This is a genomic window from Bacillus sp. 1735sda2, assembly GCF_024159245.1.
Taxonomy (GTDB): domain Bacteria; phylum Bacillota; class Bacilli; order Bacillales; family Bacillaceae; genus Bacillus; species Bacillus pumilus_O.
Genome location: NZ_JAMYWZ010000001.1, coordinates 3,898,200 through 3,921,039, shown reverse-complemented (window position 1 = coordinate 3,921,039; position 22,840 = coordinate 3,898,200). Strand labels below are relative to the sequence as shown.

Annotated in this window: 20 protein-coding genes and 1 riboswitch; of the genes, 7 read left to right on the top strand and 13 right to left on the bottom strand. The window is 39.1% G+C overall.

Features of this window, described 5'->3' with window-relative positions; all coding sequences use genetic code 11:
• Positions 1-181: 181 nt before the first annotated feature.
• The 3 genes from NKR21_RS20475 to NKR21_RS20465 all read right to left on the bottom strand — a co-directional run bounded on the left by NKR21_RS20475 (position 182) and on the right by NKR21_RS20465 (position 3,743).
• A complete protein-coding gene (locus NKR21_RS20475) occupies positions 182-1,084 on the bottom strand; it encodes a quinate/shikimate dehydrogenase (RefSeq protein WP_144457273.1) in 903 nt (300 codons plus the stop codon).
• Positions 1,085-1,102: 18 nt separating this feature from the next.
• A complete protein-coding gene (locus NKR21_RS20470; protein ID WP_144457271.1) occupies positions 1,103-2,284 on the bottom strand; it encodes an MFS transporter in 1,182 nt (393 codons plus the stop codon).
• 436 nt (positions 2,285-2,720) lie between these two features.
• Complete coding sequence (locus NKR21_RS20465; RefSeq protein WP_088001884.1) at positions 2,721-3,743, bottom strand: LacI family DNA-binding transcriptional regulator; 1,023 nt, start codon at positions 3,741-3,743, stop codon at positions 2,721-2,723.
• A gap of 216 nt (positions 3,744-3,959) precedes the next feature.
• Positions 3,960-4,039, top strand: a riboswitch (glycine riboswitch).
• 161 nt (positions 4,040-4,200) lie between these two features.
• On the opposite strand from NKR21_RS20465, the gene NKR21_RS20460 reads away from it, so the two are divergent.
• Complete coding sequence (locus NKR21_RS20460) at positions 4,201-5,547, top strand: amino acid permease (RefSeq protein ID WP_144457269.1); 1,347 nt, start codon at positions 4,201-4,203, stop codon at positions 5,545-5,547.
• Between the two features lie 116 nt (positions 5,548-5,663).
• Here NKR21_RS20460 and NKR21_RS20455 read toward each other — a convergent pair whose 3' ends face one another.
• From NKR21_RS20455 to NKR21_RS20445, 3 genes are all read right to left on the bottom strand, one after another.
• Entirely contained in the window at positions 5,664-7,019 is a 1,356-nt protein-coding gene (locus NKR21_RS20455) for an IS1182-like element ISBpu1 family transposase (RefSeq protein ID WP_253602405.1), read from the bottom strand.
• 107 nt (positions 7,020-7,126) lie between these two features.
• Entirely contained in the window at positions 7,127-7,807 is a 681-nt protein-coding gene (locus NKR21_RS20450) for a DUF3169 family protein (RefSeq protein ID WP_144458516.1), read from the bottom strand.
• Complete coding sequence (locus tag NKR21_RS20445) at positions 7,804-8,010, bottom strand: helix-turn-helix transcriptional regulator (protein WP_012011842.1); 207 nt, start codon at positions 8,008-8,010, stop codon at positions 7,804-7,806. Before NKR21_RS20445 ends, NKR21_RS20450 begins: the two co-directional genes overlap by 4 nt.
• A gap of 170 nt (positions 8,011-8,180) precedes the next feature.
• Here NKR21_RS20445 and NKR21_RS20440 point away from each other — a divergent pair, with 170 nt between their 5' ends.
• A complete protein-coding gene (locus NKR21_RS20440) occupies positions 8,181-8,804 on the top strand; it encodes an NUDIX hydrolase (RefSeq protein WP_144458517.1) in 624 nt (207 codons plus the stop codon).
• 11 nt (positions 8,805-8,815) lie between these two features.
• Here the strand turns inward: NKR21_RS20440 and NKR21_RS20435 are convergent, their stop codons facing one another.
• Together NKR21_RS20435 and NKR21_RS20430 are read right to left on the bottom strand one after the other, a co-directional pair.
• Positions 8,816-9,298: a DUF4188 domain-containing protein gene (locus NKR21_RS20435; RefSeq protein ID WP_144458518.1), complete on the bottom strand. Its 483-nt coding sequence runs from the start codon at positions 9,296-9,298 to the stop codon at positions 8,816-8,818.
• A gap of 4 nt (positions 9,299-9,302) precedes the next feature.
• On the bottom strand, positions 9,303-9,854 hold the full coding sequence (locus tag NKR21_RS20430) for a PadR family transcriptional regulator (RefSeq protein WP_144458519.1): 552 nt from the start codon (positions 9,852-9,854) through the stop codon (positions 9,303-9,305).
• 179 nt (positions 9,855-10,033) lie between these two features.
• On the opposite strand from NKR21_RS20430, the gene NKR21_RS20425 reads away from it, so the two are divergent.
• The 5 genes from NKR21_RS20425 (at position 10,034) to NKR21_RS20405 (ending at position 16,482) form a co-directional block, all read left to right on the top strand.
• Positions 10,034-10,927: a hypothetical protein gene (locus tag NKR21_RS20425; RefSeq protein WP_144458520.1), complete on the top strand. Its 894-nt coding sequence runs from the start codon at positions 10,034-10,036 to the stop codon at positions 10,925-10,927.
• Between the two features lie 115 nt (positions 10,928-11,042).
• Positions 11,043-11,921 (top strand): hypothetical protein, encoded by an 879-nt coding sequence (locus NKR21_RS20420; protein WP_144458521.1) that lies wholly within the window; start codon positions 11,043-11,045, stop codon positions 11,919-11,921.
• Positions 11,922-12,269: 348 nt separating this feature from the next.
• Positions 12,270-14,132, top strand: coding sequence for a beta-glucoside-specific PTS transporter subunit IIABC (locus NKR21_RS20415; RefSeq protein ID WP_144458522.1), 1,863 nt, complete (start codon positions 12,270-12,272; stop codon positions 14,130-14,132).
• Between the two features lie 4 nt (positions 14,133-14,136).
• Positions 14,137-15,603 carry a glycoside hydrolase family 1 protein gene (locus tag NKR21_RS20410; RefSeq protein WP_144458523.1) on the top strand — a complete coding sequence of 489 codons (1,467 nt, stop codon included), beginning with the start codon at positions 14,137-14,139 and terminating at the stop codon, positions 15,601-15,603.
• 30 nt (positions 15,604-15,633) lie between these two features.
• Entirely contained in the window at positions 15,634-16,482 is an 849-nt protein-coding gene (locus tag NKR21_RS20405) for a PRD domain-containing protein (protein ID WP_144458524.1), read from the top strand.
• A gap of 99 nt (positions 16,483-16,581) precedes the next feature.
• Here NKR21_RS20405 and NKR21_RS20400 read toward each other — a convergent pair whose 3' ends face one another.
• The 5 genes from NKR21_RS20400 to NKR21_RS20380 all read right to left on the bottom strand — a co-directional run bounded on the left by NKR21_RS20400 (position 16,582) and on the right by NKR21_RS20380 (position 22,771).
• The gene (locus tag NKR21_RS20400) at positions 16,582-17,760 is read right to left on the bottom strand and encodes a response regulator aspartate phosphatase (protein ID WP_144458525.1); all 1,179 of its coding nucleotides are present in this window, start codon (positions 17,758-17,760) and stop codon (positions 16,582-16,584) included.
• Positions 17,761-18,418: 658 nt separating this feature from the next.
• The gene (locus tag NKR21_RS20395) at positions 18,419-19,180 is read right to left on the bottom strand and encodes an ABC transporter ATP-binding protein (RefSeq protein WP_088001868.1); all 762 of its coding nucleotides are present in this window, start codon (positions 19,178-19,180) and stop codon (positions 18,419-18,421) included.
• A 13-nt stretch (positions 19,181-19,193) separates the two neighbouring features.
• Positions 19,194-19,640 carry an FtsX-like permease family protein gene (locus NKR21_RS20390; protein WP_253602563.1) on the bottom strand — a complete coding sequence of 149 codons (447 nt, stop codon included), beginning with the start codon at positions 19,638-19,640 and terminating at the stop codon, positions 19,194-19,196.
• A 93-nt stretch (positions 19,641-19,733) separates the two neighbouring features.
• Complete coding sequence (locus NKR21_RS20385; protein ID WP_253602562.1) at positions 19,734-21,521, bottom strand: ABC transporter permease; 1,788 nt, start codon at positions 21,519-21,521, stop codon at positions 19,734-19,736.
• On the bottom strand, positions 21,518-22,771 hold the full coding sequence (locus NKR21_RS20380) for an MFS transporter (RefSeq protein WP_144458526.1): 1,254 nt from the start codon (positions 22,769-22,771) through the stop codon (positions 21,518-21,520). Before NKR21_RS20380 ends, NKR21_RS20385 begins: the two co-directional genes overlap by 4 nt.
• Positions 22,772-22,840 lie beyond the last annotated feature (69 nt).

Genomic DNA, 22,840 nt, shown 5'->3' with positions numbered 1-22,840 from the left:
AAACCCTCGCATTCGTTGTCAGGGTTGTCGACGGTGCGAATGTCAAATTCGCTCCGCTCTTCCTAGACTGCAAAGGTTTTCTCTCACGCTGAAAAGAAGACAAGGGCTAAAATGATCTTCATTTTAGCCCTTTGTCAATAATGTAAGACGACCTCCGCATAGGAAGTCGTCTTTTTTTGTTTTAGAAACGGTCATTTTCAAAAAGAATTTGTTTTACTTGATCAACTGGCATATCTTCACCAGTAAAGAGTTTGTAAGCAAGAGCACCTTGCCATAGCATCATTCCAAGACCGTTAATGGTTTTGGCGCCAGCTTCCTGTGCTTGCGCAAGAAGCTTTGTTTTTTGCGGGTTGTATACGACATCTGTCACGATCAAATCTTCACGAAGTACATCAAGTGTATCATCGATAATGCTGAGTTGATCTAGTGGTTTCATGCCAAGGCTTGTCCCATTTGCCAGGATTGCACTTTCTGCTACTTCACGACGGAACGCGTCTTTGTCTTCAAGTGGGAAAATGTTAGCTTTCACGCCAAAGGATTTCATTTCATTGTTGATGTAATTTACATTTTCTTCGGCTTGAACAAAGTATTGATCTTGGCGAGCAAAAATACTAATTTCACGAATACCAGATTGTGCAAGCTGAATCGCAATCGGAGTCGCCGCACCACCAGAGCCAACGAGAGTGACCTTTTTACCGGCTAATTCAACGCCATGTTCAACCAAGTTTCTCACATATCCAAGACCGTCTGTGTTGTAACCGATGAGCTTACCATCCTTGTTGACAACGGTGTTACTTGCACGTGTGTATTTTGCAGAATCGTCTAGTTCGTCTAAGTAATCTAGTACTTTCATTTTGTTCGGCATTGAGACGTTAAATCCAGCTGCACCCATTGCTTTCATACCATATACGGCTGCTTCTAGTTCATCATTCCCTACTTCAAATGCAAGATAAGCATAGTTGATACCTGTTAGTGTATAGCCAAGGTTATGCATCCGTGGTGAAAGGCTGTGCCCGATTGGTGTAGCTAGAAGACCGACTAATTTTGTTTTTCCATCAATATTACGTTCATGTATGTTTGTCATGATTGACATCTCCTTCAATTATCTAAATAATTTTTTCATGCGCCCAAGAACAAAGACCGCTAGCAATACGCTCATAACCGCAATGATCATATCGAAAAATAACGTCATTTTAATATCGTACGTGCTGACCAATCCACTTGTAATGAGCGGCACGAGGATAAACGCAGAGCTTGCCGCAATGTTGACATAGGATGAAGCCGTTGCTTTGTTTGTCGGGAATAGTTTCATCATGATACTCATCGCTAGCTGGAAGATTCCCGCTGTAAATAGCCCTAAGAAAAAGGTGCTGACAATGACAATGCTGTATGTTTCGATTTGGAAAAGTGAAACCATTGCAAGGAACGCCCCAATTGGATAAATGATCGCTACCATAATCGGTGAAATGAATTTATCTAAAACGATCGACAGCAAGAGAACAGATACCAGTGCACCGATACTAAAATAAGATAGAAGCTGTGTGGCTTGTTCTGTGCCAAGTCCGATTAGTTTTGACCCGAGCTGCGGAAGCCATGTCTGCCATACGACAAACAATGCAGTCGACGTGAATCCCATGAGTACAACAGCTAAGCCTTCGCCAAGCATTTTTGGTTCTTCCTTCAGCTGCTCCTGTACTGGAAGAGCGTCTTGTGAAGAAACTTGCTTATGATTCGGGAAGGGCATAAAGATTAAGTAAATCCCAACAAGTAAATAAAGAAGCCCTAGTCCAAAGAACGCCCAGCCCCAGAAGATGTCATGTGCCACTAGGAACGCCAAGATAAATGGAAGAACTGTCGCCCCAATGGATACAGACGCTTTCACTAAAACAGACGCAGAACTTGCTTTTTTCGGAAATGACTCAGTCAAAGCAGGATAGGTTCCTGAATCAAGCAGTGAATTTGCAATACCTGCTGAAATCGCAAGGATAAATGCCAGTGTATAACTCGTTGTCGTTGGAATACCGATTAAGAATAATAAGTAAAGAAAATTCCCTGTAATAATGACAGGCTTACGTCCCCAGCTGTCGGCTAACCGGCCTGAGAAAAAGAGTGCAATGAGTTTACCAATTCCGATCGCCGATACAAGCAAGCTAATTTTCGGAATATCTACATGGTAGCGTCCAGATAAGCTGTCCATGTTGGAAGCTATAATAATATTGATCATGCCAAGCATGAAGTAGTTTAAGTACATACCAATTGATGATTTAATATAAGGATTTTTCATGTTCCCACTCCTATATTTGAAACCCCTTTAAGGTCAAATTCTTTGTCTACCCTTTGTTATTTCCTTACATGTACATAAGTCCATCACAACACCCCTTGTGTGATTGATGAGAGTAAATTAATGAATATTCATCTCTTCTTTCATTAAGTACATCGTTCTACTAAAGTGTAAAAAATAATAACAGTCTTGATTAGAAAGTGAAACTTCATGATTTGATCAGAATCATAAAATATCGTTCTCAACTGTTTTTTGATAGAAATAACGATATGATGAATTAGGTATAACGATATACTAAAAGAAGCAACGAGATAAATATACTCCTGTGTTTTAAATGTGTCAAGTTTATGACTTTGTGATTTAAAAAAAGAAAAATGAAACAAAGAAATCGTTGACTTGATCAATAAAAAAAGAGAATTGCTGCACACAATTCTCTTTTTCATGATGAGGGAGCGGTTTCTCTAATATGAAGTTGAGGCTTTAAGATCAATCTTTGCAGCTCTTCATCCTGTTCGTTCATTTTATGATATAAAAGGTTCGCTGCTTTTACCCCGATGGATCGGGGGAAGGAGGAAACAGTGGTGAGCGGCGGATGGTACATCTCCGCTTCAGGAACATTATCGAATCCAACCACATCGATATCTTCACCAGGCTTAATGTCCCGTGCTGATAATTCTTGAATGACTCCAAATGCGACTAGATCACTAAAACAAAAAATAGCAGTAGGAGGCTCAGGCTGATCCATCACTTGGGCAAGTGCTTCTTTCCCGCCTTCACGAGTAGGTTCTATGTCTATAATAAGAGAATCATCAATCGTCAGATTTTCTTCGTCATGGGCTTTTTTGAAACCTTTCATCCGCTCAATCCAAGTTGATGAGGTCTTGATGCCGCCTAAGAAGGCGATACGCCGATGCCCCTTTTGAAGAAGATGACGAATCGCCATCCAAGCACCTTGTTCATAATCAACACCGACATAGTCACATTGCACATCTGATAATTCTCGATTTGCCAGTACTTTTGGGGTGCGAATTTGATTTAATTGTTTGACCGTGCGTGCAGAGCTTTTTGAAGCTGGGTTTAAAATAATTCCACCCACTCGGTGCTCTACCATTGTGGAAATGAGCCGCTCCTGCTTATCGACACTGTCAAAGGTCGTACCAAGTAGAACAGTATAGCCCAGTGATTCAAGCGTGGTTTGCACGCCAATTAAAAACTCAGACATAAAGGTATTAGAAATATCCGTGACAATCACACCCACGATATTTGAGCTTTTTGATCGCATGTTGGCAGCAACACGGTCGTAAACGTATCCTAAGTCCTCCATGGATTGCAGTACTTTTTTTCGAGTGGCTTCAGAGATTCTAGGATTATTTCGAACAACAAGTGATGCCGTTGAAGTCGAAACACCGGCATGCTTGGCGACTTCCTGTAATGTGACGCGCTGTTTGTTCATTTTCTTCATTTGATTACACCAACTTCCTTCGCCGAACATCTTTTGATTTATTATACATGAATCAAGAGGGATTGATGAAGTGAAGTTATATGGCTACAACCGTTACTCATAAAAAATTTCCATTGACAGGTTTCTTTTAGAGGCGTAAAATATGAAATTATTCAGAAATAGCAACATTTTAATAAAATAACGAAGGCTATGATTGCTGTGGGTCACACTATAGCAGGAGCAGCTTCTGGAGAGACCGCATGTATGTGCGGCGCCGAAGGGTTCACAATCTCAGGCAAAAGGACAGAAGAGTACGAAATATTGTATTTGTAATGCATGGATGATGCCGTGTATTGCTTTTCTCTATTTTGCTATTCTTTTATGACCGTGAGATTGGAGCGCATCCAATCTCTTTTTTTATGGACTTTTTGAGAGTTCATTATTTCAGTATAAGATCGTGTCGTAGGAGGCGTTAGCGTTGGAACAACAAGAATTAAAACGAGATTTATCAAACCGCCATGTTCAGTTGATTGCAATTGGTGGAACCATTGGAACTGGGCTGTTTTTAGGCTCTGGAAAGGCCATTCAATTGGCAGGTCCATCGATCATTTTTGCTTATTTAATTGTCGGAATGGCGATCTTTTTCGTCATGAGGGCACTTGGTGAATTGCTTTTATCGAAGACAGGCTATCAGTCATTAACCGATATTGCAGAGGACTACCTTGGTCCGTGGGCTTCCTTCGTGACAGGGTGGACGTATTGGTTTTGCTGGATTATGACCGCGATGGCGGATGTGATTGCGGTCGGAGTGTATGTGCAGTATTGGTTTGACATCCCGCAATGGATTCCTGCTATCATTTGTTTGTTGATTTTACTAGGGTTTAATTTATTAACGGTGAAGCTTTTCGGAGAAATGGAATTTTGGTTTGCACTTATTAAAGTGATTACGATTCTATTGCTGATCGGCGTTGGAATTGTTCTTTTAATCATTGGTTTTCAAACAGATACAGGGCCGGTGACGGTAACGAATCTTTGGTCACACGGCGGACTATTCCCGCATGGTGTCACAGGCTTCTTACTGTCATTCCAAATGGTCATCTTTGCATATGTGGGAGTGGAACTGGTCGGTGTGTCCGCAGCAGAAACAGCCAATCCGCAAAAAAACATCCCGTCTGCGATTAATAAAATTCCATTAAGAATTCTTTTTTTCTATGTGGGCGCCATTTTTGTCTTACTATGTATCAATCCATGGACTGAGCTCAGTGCATCAGAAAGTCCTTTTGTAAAAACCTTTGGTCTGATTGGAATTCCAGTAGCAGCGGGACTTATTAATTTTGTTGTCCTAACGTCTGCGGCTTCTGCTTGTAATAGCGGTATGTTCTCGACGAGCCGAATTTTGTATAATCTCAGTCATCAAAAACAAGGCCCATCTTCCTTTGGCCGTCTGAACAAGCACGCTGTACCAAGTAATGCACTATTCGTTTCAACGATTGTAGTTTCGGTCGGTGCTCTTTTAAGCAAGCTGATTCCAGAGCAAGCCTTTGGTATTGTTACAACCATCAGTGCCATTTGTTTCATTTGGGTATGGAGTATTATTTTAATTTGCCATTTGAAATATAAGAAGACACGTCCTGAACTGCATAAGGAGTCTACCTTTAAAGCACCGTTCACACCTTTTGTAAACATTTGTGTTCTTGTCCTTTTTGCTGCCATTTTAGTGATCATGCTGTTTGCGGATGCAACACGTCCGGCGCTCTTGTTAACACCAGTTTGGTTTGGTTTCTTATTATTGATTTATGCACGAAAGAAACGCCGTGCGTCATAATAGATAGAAAAAAGCACAGCCTTTGCAGTAGGCTGTGCTCAGACCGTAGACAAACCCCACCTTTACTTCAAGTAAAAGTGGGGTTTTCACATTTTTTTTGAAAAACATCATGTGTTTTACGCTGGACATGGTACTTTCCATGTCCAGTTTGCTAGTTTTTTAAGGTTCATGGCAGCGAAAGTAAGCATCGCTTGCATTGAAACTTTTTTTAGTCCACGAAGTTTCGTCCAACGCATACCATGCTTTTCTTTTGCATCCGCAAAAACGCGTTCAATCGTTTCTTTCCGTTTTGCGTAGATGCTCTTATTTATTTCAGTGAGTCTCAGATTGTCTGCTTCATCTAGATAATCCTGCCAAATATGCCGATGAATTTGTTTGGTGTGGTTTTGACTTTGGGTACAGTTATCTAAAAACGAACAGGACTCACATACTTCTGAATCGGATGCATATTGCTTATAGCCTTCTCTAGTCGTTGTACGATAAGAGAGAATTTGCCCGTTGGGGCAAATGTAACAATCAAAATATGCATCATATACGTATTCATTCTTTTTCAAATAACCAGCTTTTGTTCTTGGACGAGTGTAGGGCATGACAGGTCTTATCTCTTGATCCATTAAGAACTTAGCGATGTAAGGTGTTTTATATCCAGCATCTACTGCGACTACATTTGGTTTTCCGACTTTCTCTGTCACTTTTGATACGAGTGAATCCAACATACGACTATCATGAACATTTCCGCCTGTGACCAGCGAGCCTAAAATAAATCCTTTTGAATCACAAGCCGTATGAAATGAATAAGCAAATGACTTTTCACGTTCATCCTTTACATAATAGCCACTCTCTGGGTCAGTTGTACTGACCTTAATTTCTTTTGTTTCTTCTTTATTCTGTAGGGGTAAGGGCTTTTTTCCATGTTCCTCACGATCAATATTGATCTCTTCATGAAGCTGATTTTGATAACTTCTTGTCTCAACTCGAACGATTTTCTTTTCAAGTTTTTTCTTATTGGCGTTCGCTTTGACATGAGTCGAATCAATGAAGGCGATAGACGGGTCAACGAGCCCTTTTTTCATCGCTTCTCTTAAGATTCGATAAAAAATTTGTTCGAATAAATCTGTATCGTGGAAGCGTCTCACGTAGTTTTTACCGAAGGTAGAAAAGTGCGGAATTTTCTCCGAAAACCCATATCCAATAAACCAACGATAAGCCACGTTGGTTTCAATTTCTTTAATGGTTTGACGCATAGAGCGAATACCAAATAGATATTGGATTAAGACCATCTTAATGAGAACAACAGGATCAACACTTGGTCTACCATTATTAGAACTATAATGATCTTTGACAAGATCATAAATGAAATCGAAATCGATTGCTTGTTCAATTTTCCGCACAAGATGATCTTCAGGCACTAATTCATCTAAAGCCACTACTTCTAATTGATTTCTTCTTTCTTCTTCACGTTTCGATAACATGTTTATCCCCCACAGATTATTGTTATTACCCTTATTATACAAAAAAGCTTGTAGACTTTGTCTACAAGCTGAGCACAGCCTTTGCAGTAGGCTGTGCTTTTGTTCATTCAACGATTTCTAATCCTGAACATATAATTGGCATTCAAAAGGATTAAAACAATTCCAATCACGATGATTGAGAAGAGCTGAGAGTGATTGGCTCCAAGGGAATACACAATCAAAATAAACATGGCACCGGTCAATAAGATGTTCATCATTTGATACGTGTGAAACAGTCCGCCAAGCATCACATGCTTTTCACCTTCATCAGAAATAGCAAGCAGTTTTTTATTATAATCTTTGTCAGTCGGGCTTGGGAGATTGCGATTAGGGTAGACAAGTTTTAGAACGGATAACGCTACATAAGAACTGATAATGGTAATGATAAATAAAGCAACATTGACGAGAATCAGCCAAATAGGAAGTTCGGTAACGATAGCCATACCGATGGCAATAATGGATAAAATGGTACTCACTGTATTGGCTAAAGTCGAATCAGTAAAGGTACGATACTGTTTTGCTTCGAGTTCATCCTCTTCATCTCCAGAGACCGAAAGTGATACTCTTTTCTTCATACGTGAAATCCCTGAAAAACAATAAACAATCAATACAATCGTCAAGCCGCTGATGACAAGAGTCGCTTCAAATGCGACATCAAGAAGGGTCATCTCAAATTCAGCTGCCAGCAGACAGTAAGCGCCGAGAAAGCCAAGGAGAGCACCTAATAGCATTTTGTATACAGTTTTCATGATAGTTCATCCTCCTCGAATAGAAAAATACGTTCAATGGGTTCCTGAAAAATTCGTGAAAGCTTAACAGCGAGCAAGAGAGACGGCATTAATTCATCTCGTTCCATTAAGCTGATGGTCTGACGAGAAACCTTTGCACGATTGGCAAGTTCAGTTTGGTTCAAACCATCACGCGCACGAAGCTCTTTTAATCGATTTTTCATTCTGTCACCTCAATTTTGATCTGAATCTTTCTTTGATTGTAAAGCATCTTATTCAATTTGACAAGTAAAGTTGTCAAATTGATAAAAATAATTGTCAGAAAGATCATCTTTCTTCAAAAGATGAACCATGATACGCTAAAAGAAAGAGAAACAGAAAATAGGTGATGTCCGTGTTCATTGACCAATTAAAAAATGACTTACATCAATCTCAACCTTTATTTATTGGAGAAGAAACAGCGTTCAAAGCTGCAGTCCTTGTCCCTTTGGTGCAAGTAAACGGAGAATGGCATATTTTATTTGAGGTGCGATCGCTCATCATGAGAAAACAGCCGGGTGATATTAGCTTCCCTGGTGGCAAGCTCGACGGCAGCGAAACAGCACAGCAGGCTGCATTGCGAGAAACACATGAAGAGCTTGGCATTCCGCCAGAATCGGTGGAGATTCTTGGACAGCTCAGCCCTTACATTGCATCTCCGTCCTTCGTGGTCTATCCATATGTCGGGATCATTGATGAACAAAAATTAAAACACTCCTTCAATCAAGAAGAAGTAGAAGAGACCTTTACCGTGCCTTTATCATGGTTAAGTCAATATGAGCCATACTTACATCATGTATCCGTTCAGCCAACACCAGCTGAGGATTTCCCTTATGAAAAAATCATGAATGGTGAGAAGTACCGCTGGGGGAGTCGTTCGATAGAGGAATGGTTTTATGATTATGAAGACTACACCATTTGGGGATTAACAGCCCGCATATTAAAACATTTTGTGACCGTCGCAAAAAGAAATTCCTAGAGGTTCGCTCTCTAGGAATTTGTTGTTTTCAGCCGTTCTTTTGCTGTTTGTTTTCCTTTACCAATTGGGATAGGCGCTCTCGCTTGGCTCAGTCCATAAGAAGGCATGTTCACATAGACGGATTCATATGAGCCGGCTTGAATTTGATAAGTTTCATGATAAATACCCACTGCGTCATTGTTCTGAGCCCTCTGATGGAAGTTCTTCCAAGCTGCCAAATGTTTTTCCATCTTTGCATAAGCCAGAAGGTCATCTGTTGATCTCCAATATTGGATCATCGCTGTCGTGCGTAAGCCCAAGTAATTCTCTGTCCCGAGGAAACCAAGCTCTTCTTGATGGGTATACAGCTCTTTGATCATACCAGGCATTGACATGAACACAGGCATCCATTGATGAACCGCCCAGCGTTTATTGATCCGCATGCCGATAATAAACACAACAATCGAGTCAGAATTCTCCGTTGTAAACCTGCCAGTACGTATGTCTTTTTTCATACATTTACCCTTCCTTCTTCATCAAATGGGATGTCTCCACACACCAATCAATTCCTGCTTGAGCCACTCTTTTTCCGTAATCTAATGTAAACAGCCAATACTTCGCATCTGCTTCATCGGGATAAAGCTCTTGAATGTTTTCTTCAATCGAAACATAGGTCTCATAACGGATACGAAGCTGTCTTTCATAATCCTGCAGAAGCACCAGTTTTTTCTCAATCGAAAGATATTGACCGAAGAATAACTTTAATAACACTTCATTTCGTTCTGTTGGTAACTGATCAAGAGGCTTTGCCAGCCATTGCCTTAACGTCTCCAGCCCTTTTTCAGTCAGATGATATTCCCGCTTGTCAGAGCGACCTGACGAAGAAGCAGGTGAAACCTCAGCAAGCCCTTCCTCGACTATTAACTTTAAAGCTGGATAAATTTGTCCATAACTAATTTTCCAAAAATGATGCAAGCTTCTATCAATTAATTGCTTCACTTCGTACCCTGACTTACAATCTGTCGTTAAAATACCTAAAATTGCATACGTCGTATCATTGTATTTTTTCATTTCAGCACACCTATCTAAAAGATATATCATTTAGATATATAATAAACGATGTATAGCTGCAGACACAAGATGTATAAGAGAAAAAAATGCTAGAAAGGAGGTGAAAAGATCACTGATTTGTTAATCCATGAAATGAATCATTCATATTGATTGAACGATGATAGTTTGGAGGGGGATATATGAGTAAATCGAAAATTTGGCTCATGGCTATTCTGGCGGTACTCATGATTGGTGGAGGCGGCTTTATAGCATATCAAGCAATCGCAAAAAAGAGTGGTTTAAATCACCCCTACGCCTTTGCATATAAGACAAATGATCGTGTGAACTGGTTCAAGGTAACAGAGAGAAACGGAAAAGTAACAGGTCATCTGAATGAAACCATTTTAGAGGAAAATCCGAAAAGGCATTATGATCCCAATATATTTATCAACAAATATCAATTAACCGGAAAATCAATTGAAAACGGTTACGAATTTCATGTAAAGCAAGGGGAAGAAATGGTCACATATGAAGTTCACCTTGCCGAAAAGGATCTTTCTGTGAAAAAACAAGGTGAAAAGCAAAGCATCACATACAAAGCAGTTGATCAAAAAAAACTACGTGCTGTTCAACAGGACATTCATGATCGATATGAGAAACTGATGGATGACACGGAAAATAGATTTCATGATTATGTAAGAAACTTCATTAAGAAAGTAACAGGCGCTTATGGTTATCTGTATACGGCGGAGGATGGTTCATACCAACTATTTCTAAAGGTAAAACGAATGTATATGCAGTCTGAATGGGCAGGTTCTTTTCTGATGAGAAAGGTTCCAGGAGATGGTGGTGAACCTTATAAAGAAACGAAACATACAGCCGGTGGAGTTTCAGATGGGATGATGTTTGATTTGAGTACTTATCCTGCAATTGAAAAGGGTTTTATTTTAGGGGAAACTGACCGAGATGCAACATCAATTAAATTTCCTTTTAAAATGGCAGGCGGGACAATAGAATTTAAAGCGGTCACGAAAGAGGAATATCAAGAACAAACGGAAGCATTCAAAAAGCAGGCGAAAGAATGGCAAAAGTAGATCGTGTTGGAACAGATGAATGTTGTGAATGGCATTTCAGGGCGATAAGAATTTAGTTGAATATATTAATAGGGATAATGAATATTTTTTAAATCATATATTAGTGGAGGTACGTATGAGTAAATTGAAAATGTGGATCGTGTCTATCCTAACAGTGCTAGTCATTGGTGGAGGCGGCTGGACAGCATATCAAGCAATCGCACAAAAAAATTCATTGAACCATTCCTATGCATTTGCGTATAAAACGAAGGATAGAATGAGCTGGTTTAAGGTATCTGAGAGCAAAGGGAAAGTAACAGGGCATTTAAATGAAAAGTATGTAGAAGAAGTGAGATGGGATCCGCATATCTATAAAAAACAATTTGTCGTAGCCGGCAGCTCAAAAGAAAATGGATATGAATTCAAAGTCACACAAGGTAAAGAAACGATCGTATACGAAGTTCATTTTTCAGGAAAAGGCCTTTCAGTGAAAAAACAAGGCGAAAAGAAAAGCACGATTTATCAGGCGATCAATCAAAAAAAGCTAGATAAATATCAGAAAGATATTCAAAAACGGTATGATTATCTATTCGATACCGCGGAGGATAGGTTTTATGATAGTATGAGAAACTTCAAGGAGAAAGTGGCAAAGGTATATGGCTTTCTCTATACGGCAAAGGACAAACAATTATTTTTACAGGTGAAAACCATGCATATTGAGATTGGATGGACCGGCTCCCTTCTAATCACAACTGTTCCTGAAGAAGACTGTAAGCCTTATAAAGAAATGAGATTAGAAGTCTCGGGTGAAACGGATGGAAGAAGTTTCGTAATGGGCCATGAGCCATCAATTGAAGATGGGATCATTAAAGGTTCCACTGATCGAGATGTAAAATCAATCAAACTTCCATTTAAAATGACAGGCGGTACCGTAGAGTTAAAAGCGGTCACGAAGAAGGAATATCAAAAACAAGCGAAAGCATTCAAAAAGCAGGCGGAAGAACAGAAAAAATAATAAATGGTGAAAACCAGATGAGTAAACTTATCTGGTTTTTTATAATAGAGATAGTTCTTATTGATGATAAATGGATATCGTTGTACAAGGAAGCGAGAAAGGTTGCTTCAATTAAATCAAAGAAAATCAATTTAGGTATATAGACCTTAATAAATTTCAGAAAAATAAATGTTGACGCTTTCATATAATCGATATATACTAAAAATAAATCCAATATAAATAAATTAGACATGTGACTGGTCATGCAGGCAGGATCTAAAAACGATGAATTTCTTTAATTTGTCGTTTTAGATCCTTTTTTTATTGCCAAAATATAGGTCTCATGTACGAGAAAAGGAGGAGAAAAAAATGGATTACACACAAGTCGCCAAAGACGTTTTACAGCATGTAGGTGGTAAAGAAAACATTGCGCACCTTGAGCACTGCTCAACAAGACTTCGCTTCACACTAATTGATCAGAAAAAAGCAGATGTACCAGCATTAGAAAAAACACCAGGTGTCATAGCTGTCAGAATGTCAGGACAATGCCAAGTGGTCATTGGGAATGACGTGATTGAAGTGTATCAAGAGGTAACAAGAATAATGGGCAGCAGCAGCTCATCGGGGCAAGTCGTGCCATCCAATCAGCCAAAAGAAAAAAGAAAAGTAGGCACAGTTCTATTAGATTTCATTGTGGGTGTCTTCCAGCCGCTTGTTCCAGCTATCGCAGGCGGAGGGATTTTAAAATCATTTCTTCTCCTTTTCTCTCTATTAGGCTGGATGGATGCAAAAGGCCAAACCTATCAAATATTGAACATGGTAGGGGACGCGCCGCTTTACTTCCTGCCATTACTAGTCGCTGTAACAACGGCAAATAAACTAAAAGTAAACCCACTGGTCGCATTATCAGCAGTCGGTGCGCTTCTTCTTCCGAACATGACGGCTATGCTTACTGAAGGTGCGCAATTGTTGTCGTTCGACGTGAAAAATATAGCTTATGCGTATCAAGTATTCCCAGCAATTCTTTCTGTATTGCTTTACGCTCAAATGGAAAAATTCTTCACACGATTTTCACCAAAACCAATTCGGATTTTCTTTGTCCCAATGATGTCATTAGTCATTACTGTACCAGTTACGTTACTGTTATTAGGACCACTTGGTTTTACAGCAGGACAAGGGTTTTCATCCGTTATTCTTGCGATGTTTAATACAGTAGGCTGGGTAGCTGTCGCGATTTTAGCAGCAGTCCTTCCATTCATGGTCGCATCAGGTATGCACAAAGCAATGGTCCCTTATGCAGTCACAACGATGGGTACCCTTGGGAAAGAAGCACTTTATCTGCCAGCATCACTTGCGCATAATATTGCGGAAAGTGGAGCGTGTTTTGCTGTAGCACTACGCACAAAAGACAAGGTACTCAGATCAACAGCTATTTCGGCAGGGATTTCAGCATTTTTTGGTATCACAGAGCCTGCTTTGTATGGTGTCACACTTCAAAATAAGCGAGTCCTTGGAAGTGTCATGATTGGTTCGTTTGTTGGTGGGACCTTCATTGGATTAATTGGGATACAAGCCTTTGTACTTGTTGGTCCTGGATTAGCAAGTATGTCGATGTTTATATCAGATGAGCTCCCACGAAATCTAATGTTTGCTGTCATTGGAGCAGTCATTTCCTTTATTGTCGCTTTTATCGCTGCTTTTGTATTAGGTAAGGATAAAAAGGTAGAAGAAAAGACAAATGATCAAGCTGCATTTGCTGAACAAATTGGAGCAGGTGAGACATTCAAAAGTCCTGTGATTGGTCAAATGATCTCTCTATCTGAAGTAAAAGATGATATTTTTTCTTCAAAGGTCATGGGAGACGGAATTGCCATTGTCCCTTCAGAAGGAGCGCTTTACGCACCAGTAGATGGTGAGGTGACCATGCTGTTCGAAACAAATCATGCACTTGGTATGAAAACGGACCAAGGCGTTGAAGTATTATTCCATATCGGCATTGATACCGTGCAATTGGAAGGACAGTTTTTTCAGCCAAAAGTTCAGGCAGGAGAACGTGTTCAAGCAGGAGATTTACTGATTGAATTTGATGTAGAAAAAATCATAGCAGCAGGTTATGATCCAGTTACACTTGCTGTCATCACAAATACAGATCAATATGAAATAAAGGTACAGCCATTACAAGAGGTCAATCGTCAAGATACATTGATGGTTGTTACACAATTAGGAGGCTAAATATATGACAACAATTAAAGGTTTTCCAAAAGGGTTTTTATGGGGCGGCGCCATTGCCGCCAACCAGGCAGAAGGCGCCTGGAATATAGATGGAAAGGGACCATCAGTTGCAGATATTGCAATGTATCGTTCCAACTTAAGTGTAGAAGATTATGAAGGACATCTTGCTGTGACTTCTGAAAATATAGAACGTGCAATAAATGACCCAGATGATAAAAAATACCCTAAACGCAGAGGTGTTGATTTCTATCACCACTATAAAGAGGATTTGGCTCTATTTGCTGAAATGGGCTTTAAAACACTTCGCATTTCTATTGCGTGGAGTCGTATCTTCCCTACTGGAGAAGAAGCTGAACCAAATGAAAAAGGTCTGCAATTCTATGAGCGTGTATTTGCCGAAATGAAAAAACTTAATATAGAACCGATTGTGACACTCTCTCATTATGAAATGCCTTTAGCCCTTAGTGTGAAATATAACGGCTGGGTGGAAAGAAAAGTGGTCGATCTCTTCGTAAAATTCGCTAATGTTTGTTTCGAACGCTATCAACATGATGTGAAATATTGGCTCACCTTTAATGAAATTGATAGTATTCACCGCCACTCATTCATTACAGCAGGAATTATTCCTGATCGTTGCCCAGAAGGTAAAGTAGAAGAGACCGTGTATCAAGCACTCCATCATCAATTTGTTGCGTCTGCTCTTGTAACAGCTGATTGCCATCGTATTATTCCAGGTAGCCAGGTTGGGTGTATGCTGACAAAATTGACAACGTATCCGCATACGTGTCATCCGAATGATGTGGAACAAGCTTTAAAACAAAACTTAGAAAACTATTTCTATGCAGATGTTCAGGTGTTTGGCGAATATCCACCACTGATTACACGGATGCTTGAGAGAAAAAATATTCATATTCAAATGGAAGCAGATGATCTCAACATTCTAAAAGAAAATACAGTCGATTTCATCTCATTTAGCTACTATATGTCTTTAACTGAATCAGCTCAAGAAGGGTTAGAGCAGACAGAAGGGAATACGATTCGTGGAGTCAAAAACCCTTATCTGCCTTCAACTGACTGGGGCTGGCAAATTGATCCGGTTGGTCTGAAAATTTCTTTAATCGAACTGTACGATCGCTATCAAAAACCTCTTATCATTGTCGAAAATGGAATGGGAGCTAAGGATGTAGTTGAAAGTGATGGCTCTATCCATGACGACTATCGGATTAACTATTTTAAAGAGCATTTCCGTCAGATGAGAGAAGCGATTGAAGAAGGCGTCGATCTTTTTGGATATACGAGCTGGGGCTCAATTGATATTATTAGTGCAGGTACATCACAAATGTCAAAACGCTATGGCTTTATTCACGTAGATCAAGATGATGATGGGAACGGCACATTAAAACGATCTCGAAAAGACTCATTTTATTGGTACCAAAAAGTCATTGAGACAAATGGTGAATCGCTTGATTGAACACCACAATCATGAAAACAGGTGATGACGATGTTTAAAATCAAAAAAGTTTTAAACTCGAGTGTGGTCCTGGCTGAAGATCAGAACCAACAGGAGATGGTTTTGTTTGGCCGTGGGATTGGCTATGGACAGAAACCGGGTCAAATGATAGAAGAGAAAAAAGCGGACCAAGTCTTTATGTCAGTCGATAACATGAGAGCAAAGGAATTTCTTCAATTGTTAGATTCAATGCCTCAAGAGTTTATCGATTTAACTCAGCGCATCGTCCAATATGCAGAAAAACGGTTAAATTCAAATCTAAATTCAGGTGTTTATTTTACCTTAATGGATCATTTGAATTTTGCTGTTGAACGACATAAAAAGAATATTAATATTACGAATCGTGTGTACTGGGAAATCAAAAATTACTATACTGAAGAATTTGAAGTAGGGAAGTACGCTCTTGAATTAGTTAATGATACATTGAGCATACAATTACCAAAAGAAGAAGCAGCAAATATTGCCTTTCACTTAATCAATGCATTAGGTGAAGAATCCGATTCAAAAGATAGCATGAAATATGCCAAAATGATCGGAAGCATTGTCAATCTTGTGCGCTATACATTGAATATGAAAATGGATCAGGAGAATATTCATTACAGTCGATTCATTACACATGTGAAGTTCTTTGTAGAGAGATTTTATGCAAATAAATTACTCTCGGATCAAGAAAATGAGTTGTTTGAACAAATTGCACACTTGTATCCTCAAGCGATGGATGTTGCTTTTAAAATCAAAGATTATATTAAACAGGTGCATAGTATCGTGATTCCGAATGATGAGCTTACGTATCTTGCGGTACATATACACCGCCTCATGTCTTATCAGCAATTGAAATAATGGTGGAACCACTTGCCTTTTGACCAGGCAAGTGGTTCTTTGCTGTGATCAGTTTTATATTAAGTTCCGATAGGTCGTTCTGTTGTGCCAGGATTCGTGTCATTTAACGAATTGAAAGACACTGTTTGTCCGAAAACGACAATGGTTAAAGCGATGAACAATAAACTCATTTTTTTCATTAGAATTCCTCCATTCAAATATAGGATGGTTCATGTGATAGGCTTCCTTCAAAAAGAGATAGGCTTGATGAATGGCACCTAAATCTTCAAAGTGTTTTGCAGCCAGTGCACTTAATTCACATGCACCTTCAGCATCCTTTAATTCTTTTAGAATGCTGATTTCCTCGAAACAGGCTTGAGCTTTTTGAGACATATCCTCAGTAAAATATAGATGGTAAAGCAAATTCATTTTTGCTGTATAGATGGGGCATTTCTCTGATTCGTGTTTTTGGTTGACTAATTCGAAGTAATAGAGAGCTTGTGTTCTTTCATCAATAGATAAAAGTTCTTTGACTAACATAAACATGGTGTGATGGAAATAGCATGATGAGAGGTAGTTTTCATCACTTAGAGCCTGTTCTAGGGCATCGATACATTTTTTCGATTCTCCAGCTTCAGCATACAGAATACTGATATTATGAAAAAGCTGTGAAGCTAGAAAACGATCATTTAGACTGTCAGCGATGTGTAATGCTTTTTTATAGTAGTTTTCTGCTCTTGTGAAGTCGCCAATATCCATATAATTAGCAGCGGAGATGACAAAGGCTGACGCTAGTCTTCTTTCATATCCCTCATGACTTTTGAAAATATCTACAGCATTCTGAATATAGTGAAGAGAAATTAGGCTTTGACGAAGTAGCATATATAAGTTTGCGATTTTCGTATGGAATTCAGCTACTTCTATTTCATCCGGAATGTTTTGTAGTTTTTTCTCAGCAATTTTAAACAGTCCAATGGCTGATGCATAGTCTCTGTTATATGAAGCGTAAAGGGCTTTGTATAGGTAAAAATAGTATTCAATTAAGTCGTTTGTTTTAGATGGGCAATCTAGCTCTGTCTGTTCTTTCAGTGTTTTACCTCTGCGTTCATATATCATGAGTTTATACTTGCCTTCTAGCAATGAATAATAAGTCAATACCTCCTGATTTTCTTCCATTTCTTGAAGCAATTGCTTTAATTCTGTGTACATTGCGTTAGCACTTTGTACATCATGTTTGCGAATCGCAATTCGCCAATCATTTAAACGGTTCCCCACCTGTTCAGCAGAAATGATAGTCATGAAATTTCACCTCTTTAAGATCCTTTCACCTGTTTCACTAAAAAACGATATCACAATTTTTGGAAGAATATAATCGTTTCTGTGAGGTGATTGCCAAGAGGTAATAAAAAGGACCAATGGTCATGTGATGAACGAAATTGTAATGGTGATTGAATGTTTTTACAAATGATTAAAATCTTTTTTTAATTGTCTAAAAGAGGAGTATATACAATAGGTTTTATGATTATGATCGAAAATATTATTGGTATATTGAAAATAAAGGGATTTTAGGTGATCGGTGGGTAAGTTGGGAGGTCGATCTATCAAAGAAAATCAGTTATGATGATGCTAGATCAAATTTGGAATAGAAACTGATAGAAGCAGACAAAAGTAGCTATTAATCACAAAAATTCGTCTGCTTGAAAGGATGTTGATATGAAAAAAAGATTTAAAATCCTAAACTGGCAAATCACATTGGTCATTGCGACGCTGTTACTCGTTTTAGTGACTCTGTATGTGTCAAAGAGATACTTTTATAGCAAAGAAATAGAATTACTGACAGAATCTTGTCAACAAGTAGGCGGTAAAATCATACTAGAAACTAATAGTTTATCTATGGATTATTCATTTGAGTGCCAGGAAAAGTAAAACAGGCGAAAAATGCCTGTTTTACTACAACTTAAAACCCCAAACCTTGGAGCCATTGATTTAATCGGGTCTCCCGTTTCTCGGCACTTGCCGCATCAAATTTCCCTAAATGTAAGCTGGCTGTTATTTCTCCGTCATTCATAAACATGATTCTTTCAGAACGAAGAGCAACCTTTGGGTCATGTGTGACAAGCAGTAATGTCGCCCCTTCAGAATGGATTTTCGAAAAGATATTCATCACTTCCTTCGTTGCATGGGAGTTAAGAGCACCTGTTGGTTCATCAGCGAAAAGAATGTCTGGTTCATTCATCAGCGCTCGACAGATAGATGCTCTTTGAAGCTGACCTCCTGAAACTTCTGACAAATATCTATCTGCTAAATGGTCAATATCAAGTTTCTCCATTAAATATCTAGCTCGTTCATTTACTTCTTTTCTTGGCTTTTTCTTTGTTAAGTAAGCTGCAGTAATGATGTTATCAAATAGATTAAGGTTTTTTAGTAAGTGGCTGTGTTGAAAGACAAATCCCATTTCTGTTAAACGCAGAGCAGATAACTGTTTATCTGTCATTTCTGATAGTAAATGGCCCTTATATTTGATCTCTCCTGTTGAGGCTGTTTCTATCCCACTAAGCTGATAAAGCAAGGAGGTTTTCCCGCATCCGGAAGGTCCCATAATCGTCACAAATTCCCCAGGATTTATCGATAAATGGATATCTTTAAGGATGATTTGTTTCTGTCCTTTTAAAGAATCAATTTGCAAAGACAATCGCTTTGTTTCAATCAAATGTTCCATGTGAAACATCTCCTTATGAAAGTGTATGACGTGAAGTTTGACTAGTAAAAAATGTCTTCAATAACGAAGCGCTTAAAGCTAAGCTGACAATCAACAGTGTGATGGGGTATACAACTGAGACCCATTGTGGTGCCAGCCATTGAAGGCTTGATGCCCCTAAGGATGCTCCACCTATACTCATTAAAGCTGGTCCAATCGTGTGGACAGCGATAGTGCCAATCAATGCGCCCAAAAAGATAACGGCAATAAAACTTGTCATATACTGCCCTATTACATCTTTTTTAGAAAATCCAATCGTTCTTAACAAATGGTTTCGACTGGAATCTTTTGCTTTTAACATGTGTAGGAACATGATTAACATCAAACTTGCGGTGCCAAAAGCAGCTAATGTAGATAAAAATGCAATGACTTTTACTAAAGATGCTGTACTGCCGATTGTTTGATGAACGTATTCTTTCATATCTGTCACTTTTGCAGGGGATATCTCTTTTTCAAGTACTGTTTTTTTCTCTTCAATTTCTACTTCTTGGTTTAGTTGGATTTGAATGGTTTTCTAAAGGGCTGATTGAGGAAATGGCTGTGATATTGCTTTTGCTGTTTTCCCACCGTTCGTGACATCCTGATAAATGCCAGTCACAGTCTTTTCAATTTCATGCCCGTTTGATACAAGAGTAATTTTTTCTCCTACCTTTTTCTGAAGTGAATCTGAACTGAGCACTGATAAGGCAATGTCTTTCTTCTTTAAAGGCTGTCGCCCTTGTAAATAGGTAAGAGGAAATGCAGAGAGATTACCTGTTTCTAAATAGAGTGTTTCTAATGAATTCTCCTTTGATTTTGCCTGGAGAGAAGTTGTTTCATATATGGCTGATGCATGAATATCTCGATCTTCAAGAATCATTGATTCTATTACATTTGTTTTTTCCTTTAAATGACTTCCTTGTCGTATATCGATTCGGAGGTCACTTTGACCAGAGCCAAGATATGTGATGAAATCCGGCGATTGTAATGTATGCCATAGCTGAATAGGTAGCAGCATCAAAAATGTACAAAGGGCGATAATACAAGTAATCGTTGTATACAACTTCTTTCGTGATAACAGATCTTTTAAACCAAGCCACATATTGACTGGTATGAACCTATTTTTCTTGAGATGCAAGGGTATTTGTTTTTTATCATTCGTTGAAATAACGTTGCCTTGAAGTGCTTGAGCGGCTGATACTCGACCAAACTTTCTTAGGACATTATAGCTGCCAGAAATGATGATCGTTGCTATGACAATAGAAACACAAAGCGGAATGAACCAAGTAGTAAAAGAAGGCTGAATTCCCATGTAACGCTGAATATTGGCTGTAAATATATCACCAAATATAAGCGTTAATCCATATCCTGCTATACACCCTACACAAGCAAGCAAGGCATACTTTCCAACGTATAATTGCTTGATTCTTCTTAAGGGAATCCCAAGCACCTTCAATATTCCAAATTCACGTTCGTCTTCTTCTATAGAAGCCGTCATAGCAAGGTGGAGAGAGAGAAGAGCTATTCCGATGAGCAGCATGCAAACAAGTAGGAGAATGGCGATCACCATTCCATCTGTTAATGCGTTTAGCATACGCAGCAAAGGTAAAGTAACAGCTGGACCTTGTTGTGGAAGCTGGGATGACTGGTAGATTGCTTGAAAAGCATCTGCCTGGGCGGCATCATGCAATAAAAATTCAATCAAATATTCCTTTTTATGAAACACTTGATTCATTGCGTCCCAATCTTTGTGATGAAGAAGGAATCTTTTCGAACTAACAAGACTGGGGTTCATTTGTGCATCACGCAAGAATGCTTTGATGCGGAAAGAGAATTGATTAGCCCCTTTCCCGATCAGTAACGTTTCTCCTATTTTCAGATGATACCTTTGCTGAAAGTAAATAGGCACTGCGACTTCACCTTTACTGATAGTGAGCTTTTCATTTTGTTCATTTAAAAGAAAATCAAAATAACGATTCTGTTTCACAAATAAATGATCCATCACACCTGCTTTGGCGGGTTCGTTTCCGAACTTGATATTTGCATGTTCAATTGGAATCATTGGGACGATTTGATGTGCCTTAACCATATTCTGCTTGCTTGAAAAAGTCTCAATATCGTTTTCCTTTAGGCTGCCTTCATGCATTTGGACAAAGTCTGGTGCCTTGGCTGAATGGAGCAGATTAGAAATGGAACCATTCAGCTGTACTGTCATTTGAGCGGCACTTGTTGCTAGAAATGATGTCATCATAATGCATATTGTTAAACCGATGGAAATGAGACGGTGGCGGGTTAAGTCCTTCTTTATAAACGTCAGTCTCATGAGGCTGATTCCCCTTCATGTTGCAACATATTTTTTGTTAAATAGGCAAGGACAAACATGAAAGTACTGACTATTAGAACTGTCACATACATGTTTGCTGAAAACGTATTGAACAAGAAACCATACATCATTTGACCAAGTGGAGCAGCACATTGAGAAACCATTGTCAGATTGGCCATCACTTTTCCTAATTGATTATTTGGCGTTTTCTTTTGAACATGTGAAATCACAACGATTGAGATCATTGTAAGAAGCATAGCAATCGGAAGACATCCTGCTAGAAAGAGAAAATAAGCTGGATAAGTGCCAAAGTGAAGAGCTGTGTTCGATGTTGAGAATGCGACAGGTAGCAAAATGATCGCGATGACGATCAGCCAGCGATATAAAGTAGAGATACGCCAATGCTTTGCTACAATTCCAACTAGCAGAGCCCCTGCGATGACGGCGAACTCAATCAAGCCCATGCCTACTCCATACATGATGTCACTGCTTTTCATTGTGACCCTTAAAATAATCGGACCACCTACGATAAAAAATGGTGTGAGGATGAAATTTAACATTGCAGCAAGCAACATGGCTCTTTTTAAAAATGACTGCCTGCCAATATAGAAAAATCCTTGTTTCATATCTTTTAAGAGCACTTTGCCCATAGGTTCCGTTAAGGGGCTAGGTGAGAAGGATATGTTTAACCGTAAAAGCATGCATGCTGATAGAAAGAACACGATGGCACTGGCACCTATGATGGATTGACTTCCAACCAGTCCGTACAGTACCCCACCGATAATAGGAGCGAGGACACCTGAAAGTGCCTGCACGCCATTGACAATCCCGTTTGCTTGTTCTAATTGTTCCTGTTTTACTAACTGTGGAATGCTGGACATCACAGCGGGAGCATAGAACGTACTCATCACACCAAGAAGCACCATGACCGCTCCGATCATAATGAGTGAATCATTGCCTGAGAATAACCAAAAATAAAAAGCCACAATCATGATGCCAGTGAGAACATCAAATAAAATCATCAAGTTCCTTCTGTTAAACCGGTCAGCAATTGCGCCTGCTAAGGGCGAAAGAAGGAGTGGTACATTGGATAAAGCGAATAGTAAGGCATATAAGTCAACACGCTGAGTCATATCTAGCACGTGTAAAGATAGAACAAACCGAATTAAGGAAGACCCAAAAACGGAAATAATCTGTCCGAGCACGAGGTAAATAAAGTGGGATGAGCCTCTTTTAGATAATAAAGACAAGGGTATCACTCTCCTGTTAGACCGACCGTCAGTCTATAATGTATGCAGGATTGGTATTGAAGTGACCAA

Bases quoted from the DNA above. Each gene is read 5' to 3' on its own strand.
- NKR21_RS20475 (WP_144457273.1), bottom strand. From the start codon at position 1,084: ATGACAAACATACATGAACGTAATATTGATGGAAAAACAAAATTAGTC.
- NKR21_RS20385 (WP_253602562.1), bottom strand. From the start codon at position 21,521: ATGAGACTGACGTTTATAAAGAAGGACTTAACCCGCCACCGTCTCATT.
- NKR21_RS20395 (WP_088001868.1), bottom strand. From the start codon at position 19,180: ATGGAACATTTGATTGAAACAAAGCGATTGTCTTTGCAAATTGATTCT.
- NKR21_RS20445 (WP_012011842.1), bottom strand. From the start codon at position 8,010: ATGAAAAATCGATTAAAAGAGCTTCGTGCGCGTGATGGTTTGAACCAA.
- NKR21_RS20400 (WP_144458525.1), bottom strand. From the start codon at position 17,760: ATGACTATCATTTCTGCTGAACAGGTGGGGAACCGTTTAAATGATTGG.
- NKR21_RS20455 (WP_253602405.1), bottom strand. From the start codon at position 7,019: ATGTTATCGAAACGTGAAGAAGAAAGAAGAAATCAATTAGAAGTAGTG.
- NKR21_RS20420 (WP_144458521.1), top strand. From the start codon at position 11,043: ATGAGTAAATTGAAAATGTGGATCGTGTCTATCCTAACAGTGCTAGTC.
- NKR21_RS20410 (WP_144458523.1), top strand. From the start codon at position 14,137: ATGACAACAATTAAAGGTTTTCCAAAAGGGTTTTTATGGGGCGGCGCC.
- NKR21_RS20465 (WP_088001884.1), bottom strand. From the start codon at position 3,743: ATGAAGAAAATGAACAAACAGCGCGTCACATTACAGGAAGTCGCCAAG.
- NKR21_RS20425 (WP_144458520.1), top strand. From the start codon at position 10,034: ATGAGTAAATCGAAAATTTGGCTCATGGCTATTCTGGCGGTACTCATG.
- NKR21_RS20430 (WP_144458519.1), bottom strand. From the start codon at position 9,854: ATGAAAAAATACAATGATACGACGTATGCAATTTTAGGTATTTTAACG.
- NKR21_RS20450 (WP_144458516.1), bottom strand. From the start codon at position 7,807: ATGAAAACTGTATACAAAATGCTATTAGGTGCTCTCCTTGGCTTTCTC.
- NKR21_RS20470 (WP_144457271.1), bottom strand. From the start codon at position 2,284: ATGAAAAATCCTTATATTAAATCATCAATTGGTATGTACTTAAACTAC.
- NKR21_RS20415 (WP_144458522.1), top strand. From the start codon at position 12,270: ATGGATTACACACAAGTCGCCAAAGACGTTTTACAGCATGTAGGTGGT.
- NKR21_RS20435 (WP_144458518.1), bottom strand. From the start codon at position 9,298: ATGAAAAAAGACATACGTACTGGCAGGTTTACAACGGAGAATTCTGAC.
- NKR21_RS20405 (WP_144458524.1), top strand. From the start codon at position 15,634: ATGTTTAAAATCAAAAAAGTTTTAAACTCGAGTGTGGTCCTGGCTGAA.
- NKR21_RS20390 (WP_253602563.1), bottom strand. From the start codon at position 19,640: ATGAAAGAATACGTTCATCAAACAATCGGCAGTACAGCATCTTTAGTA.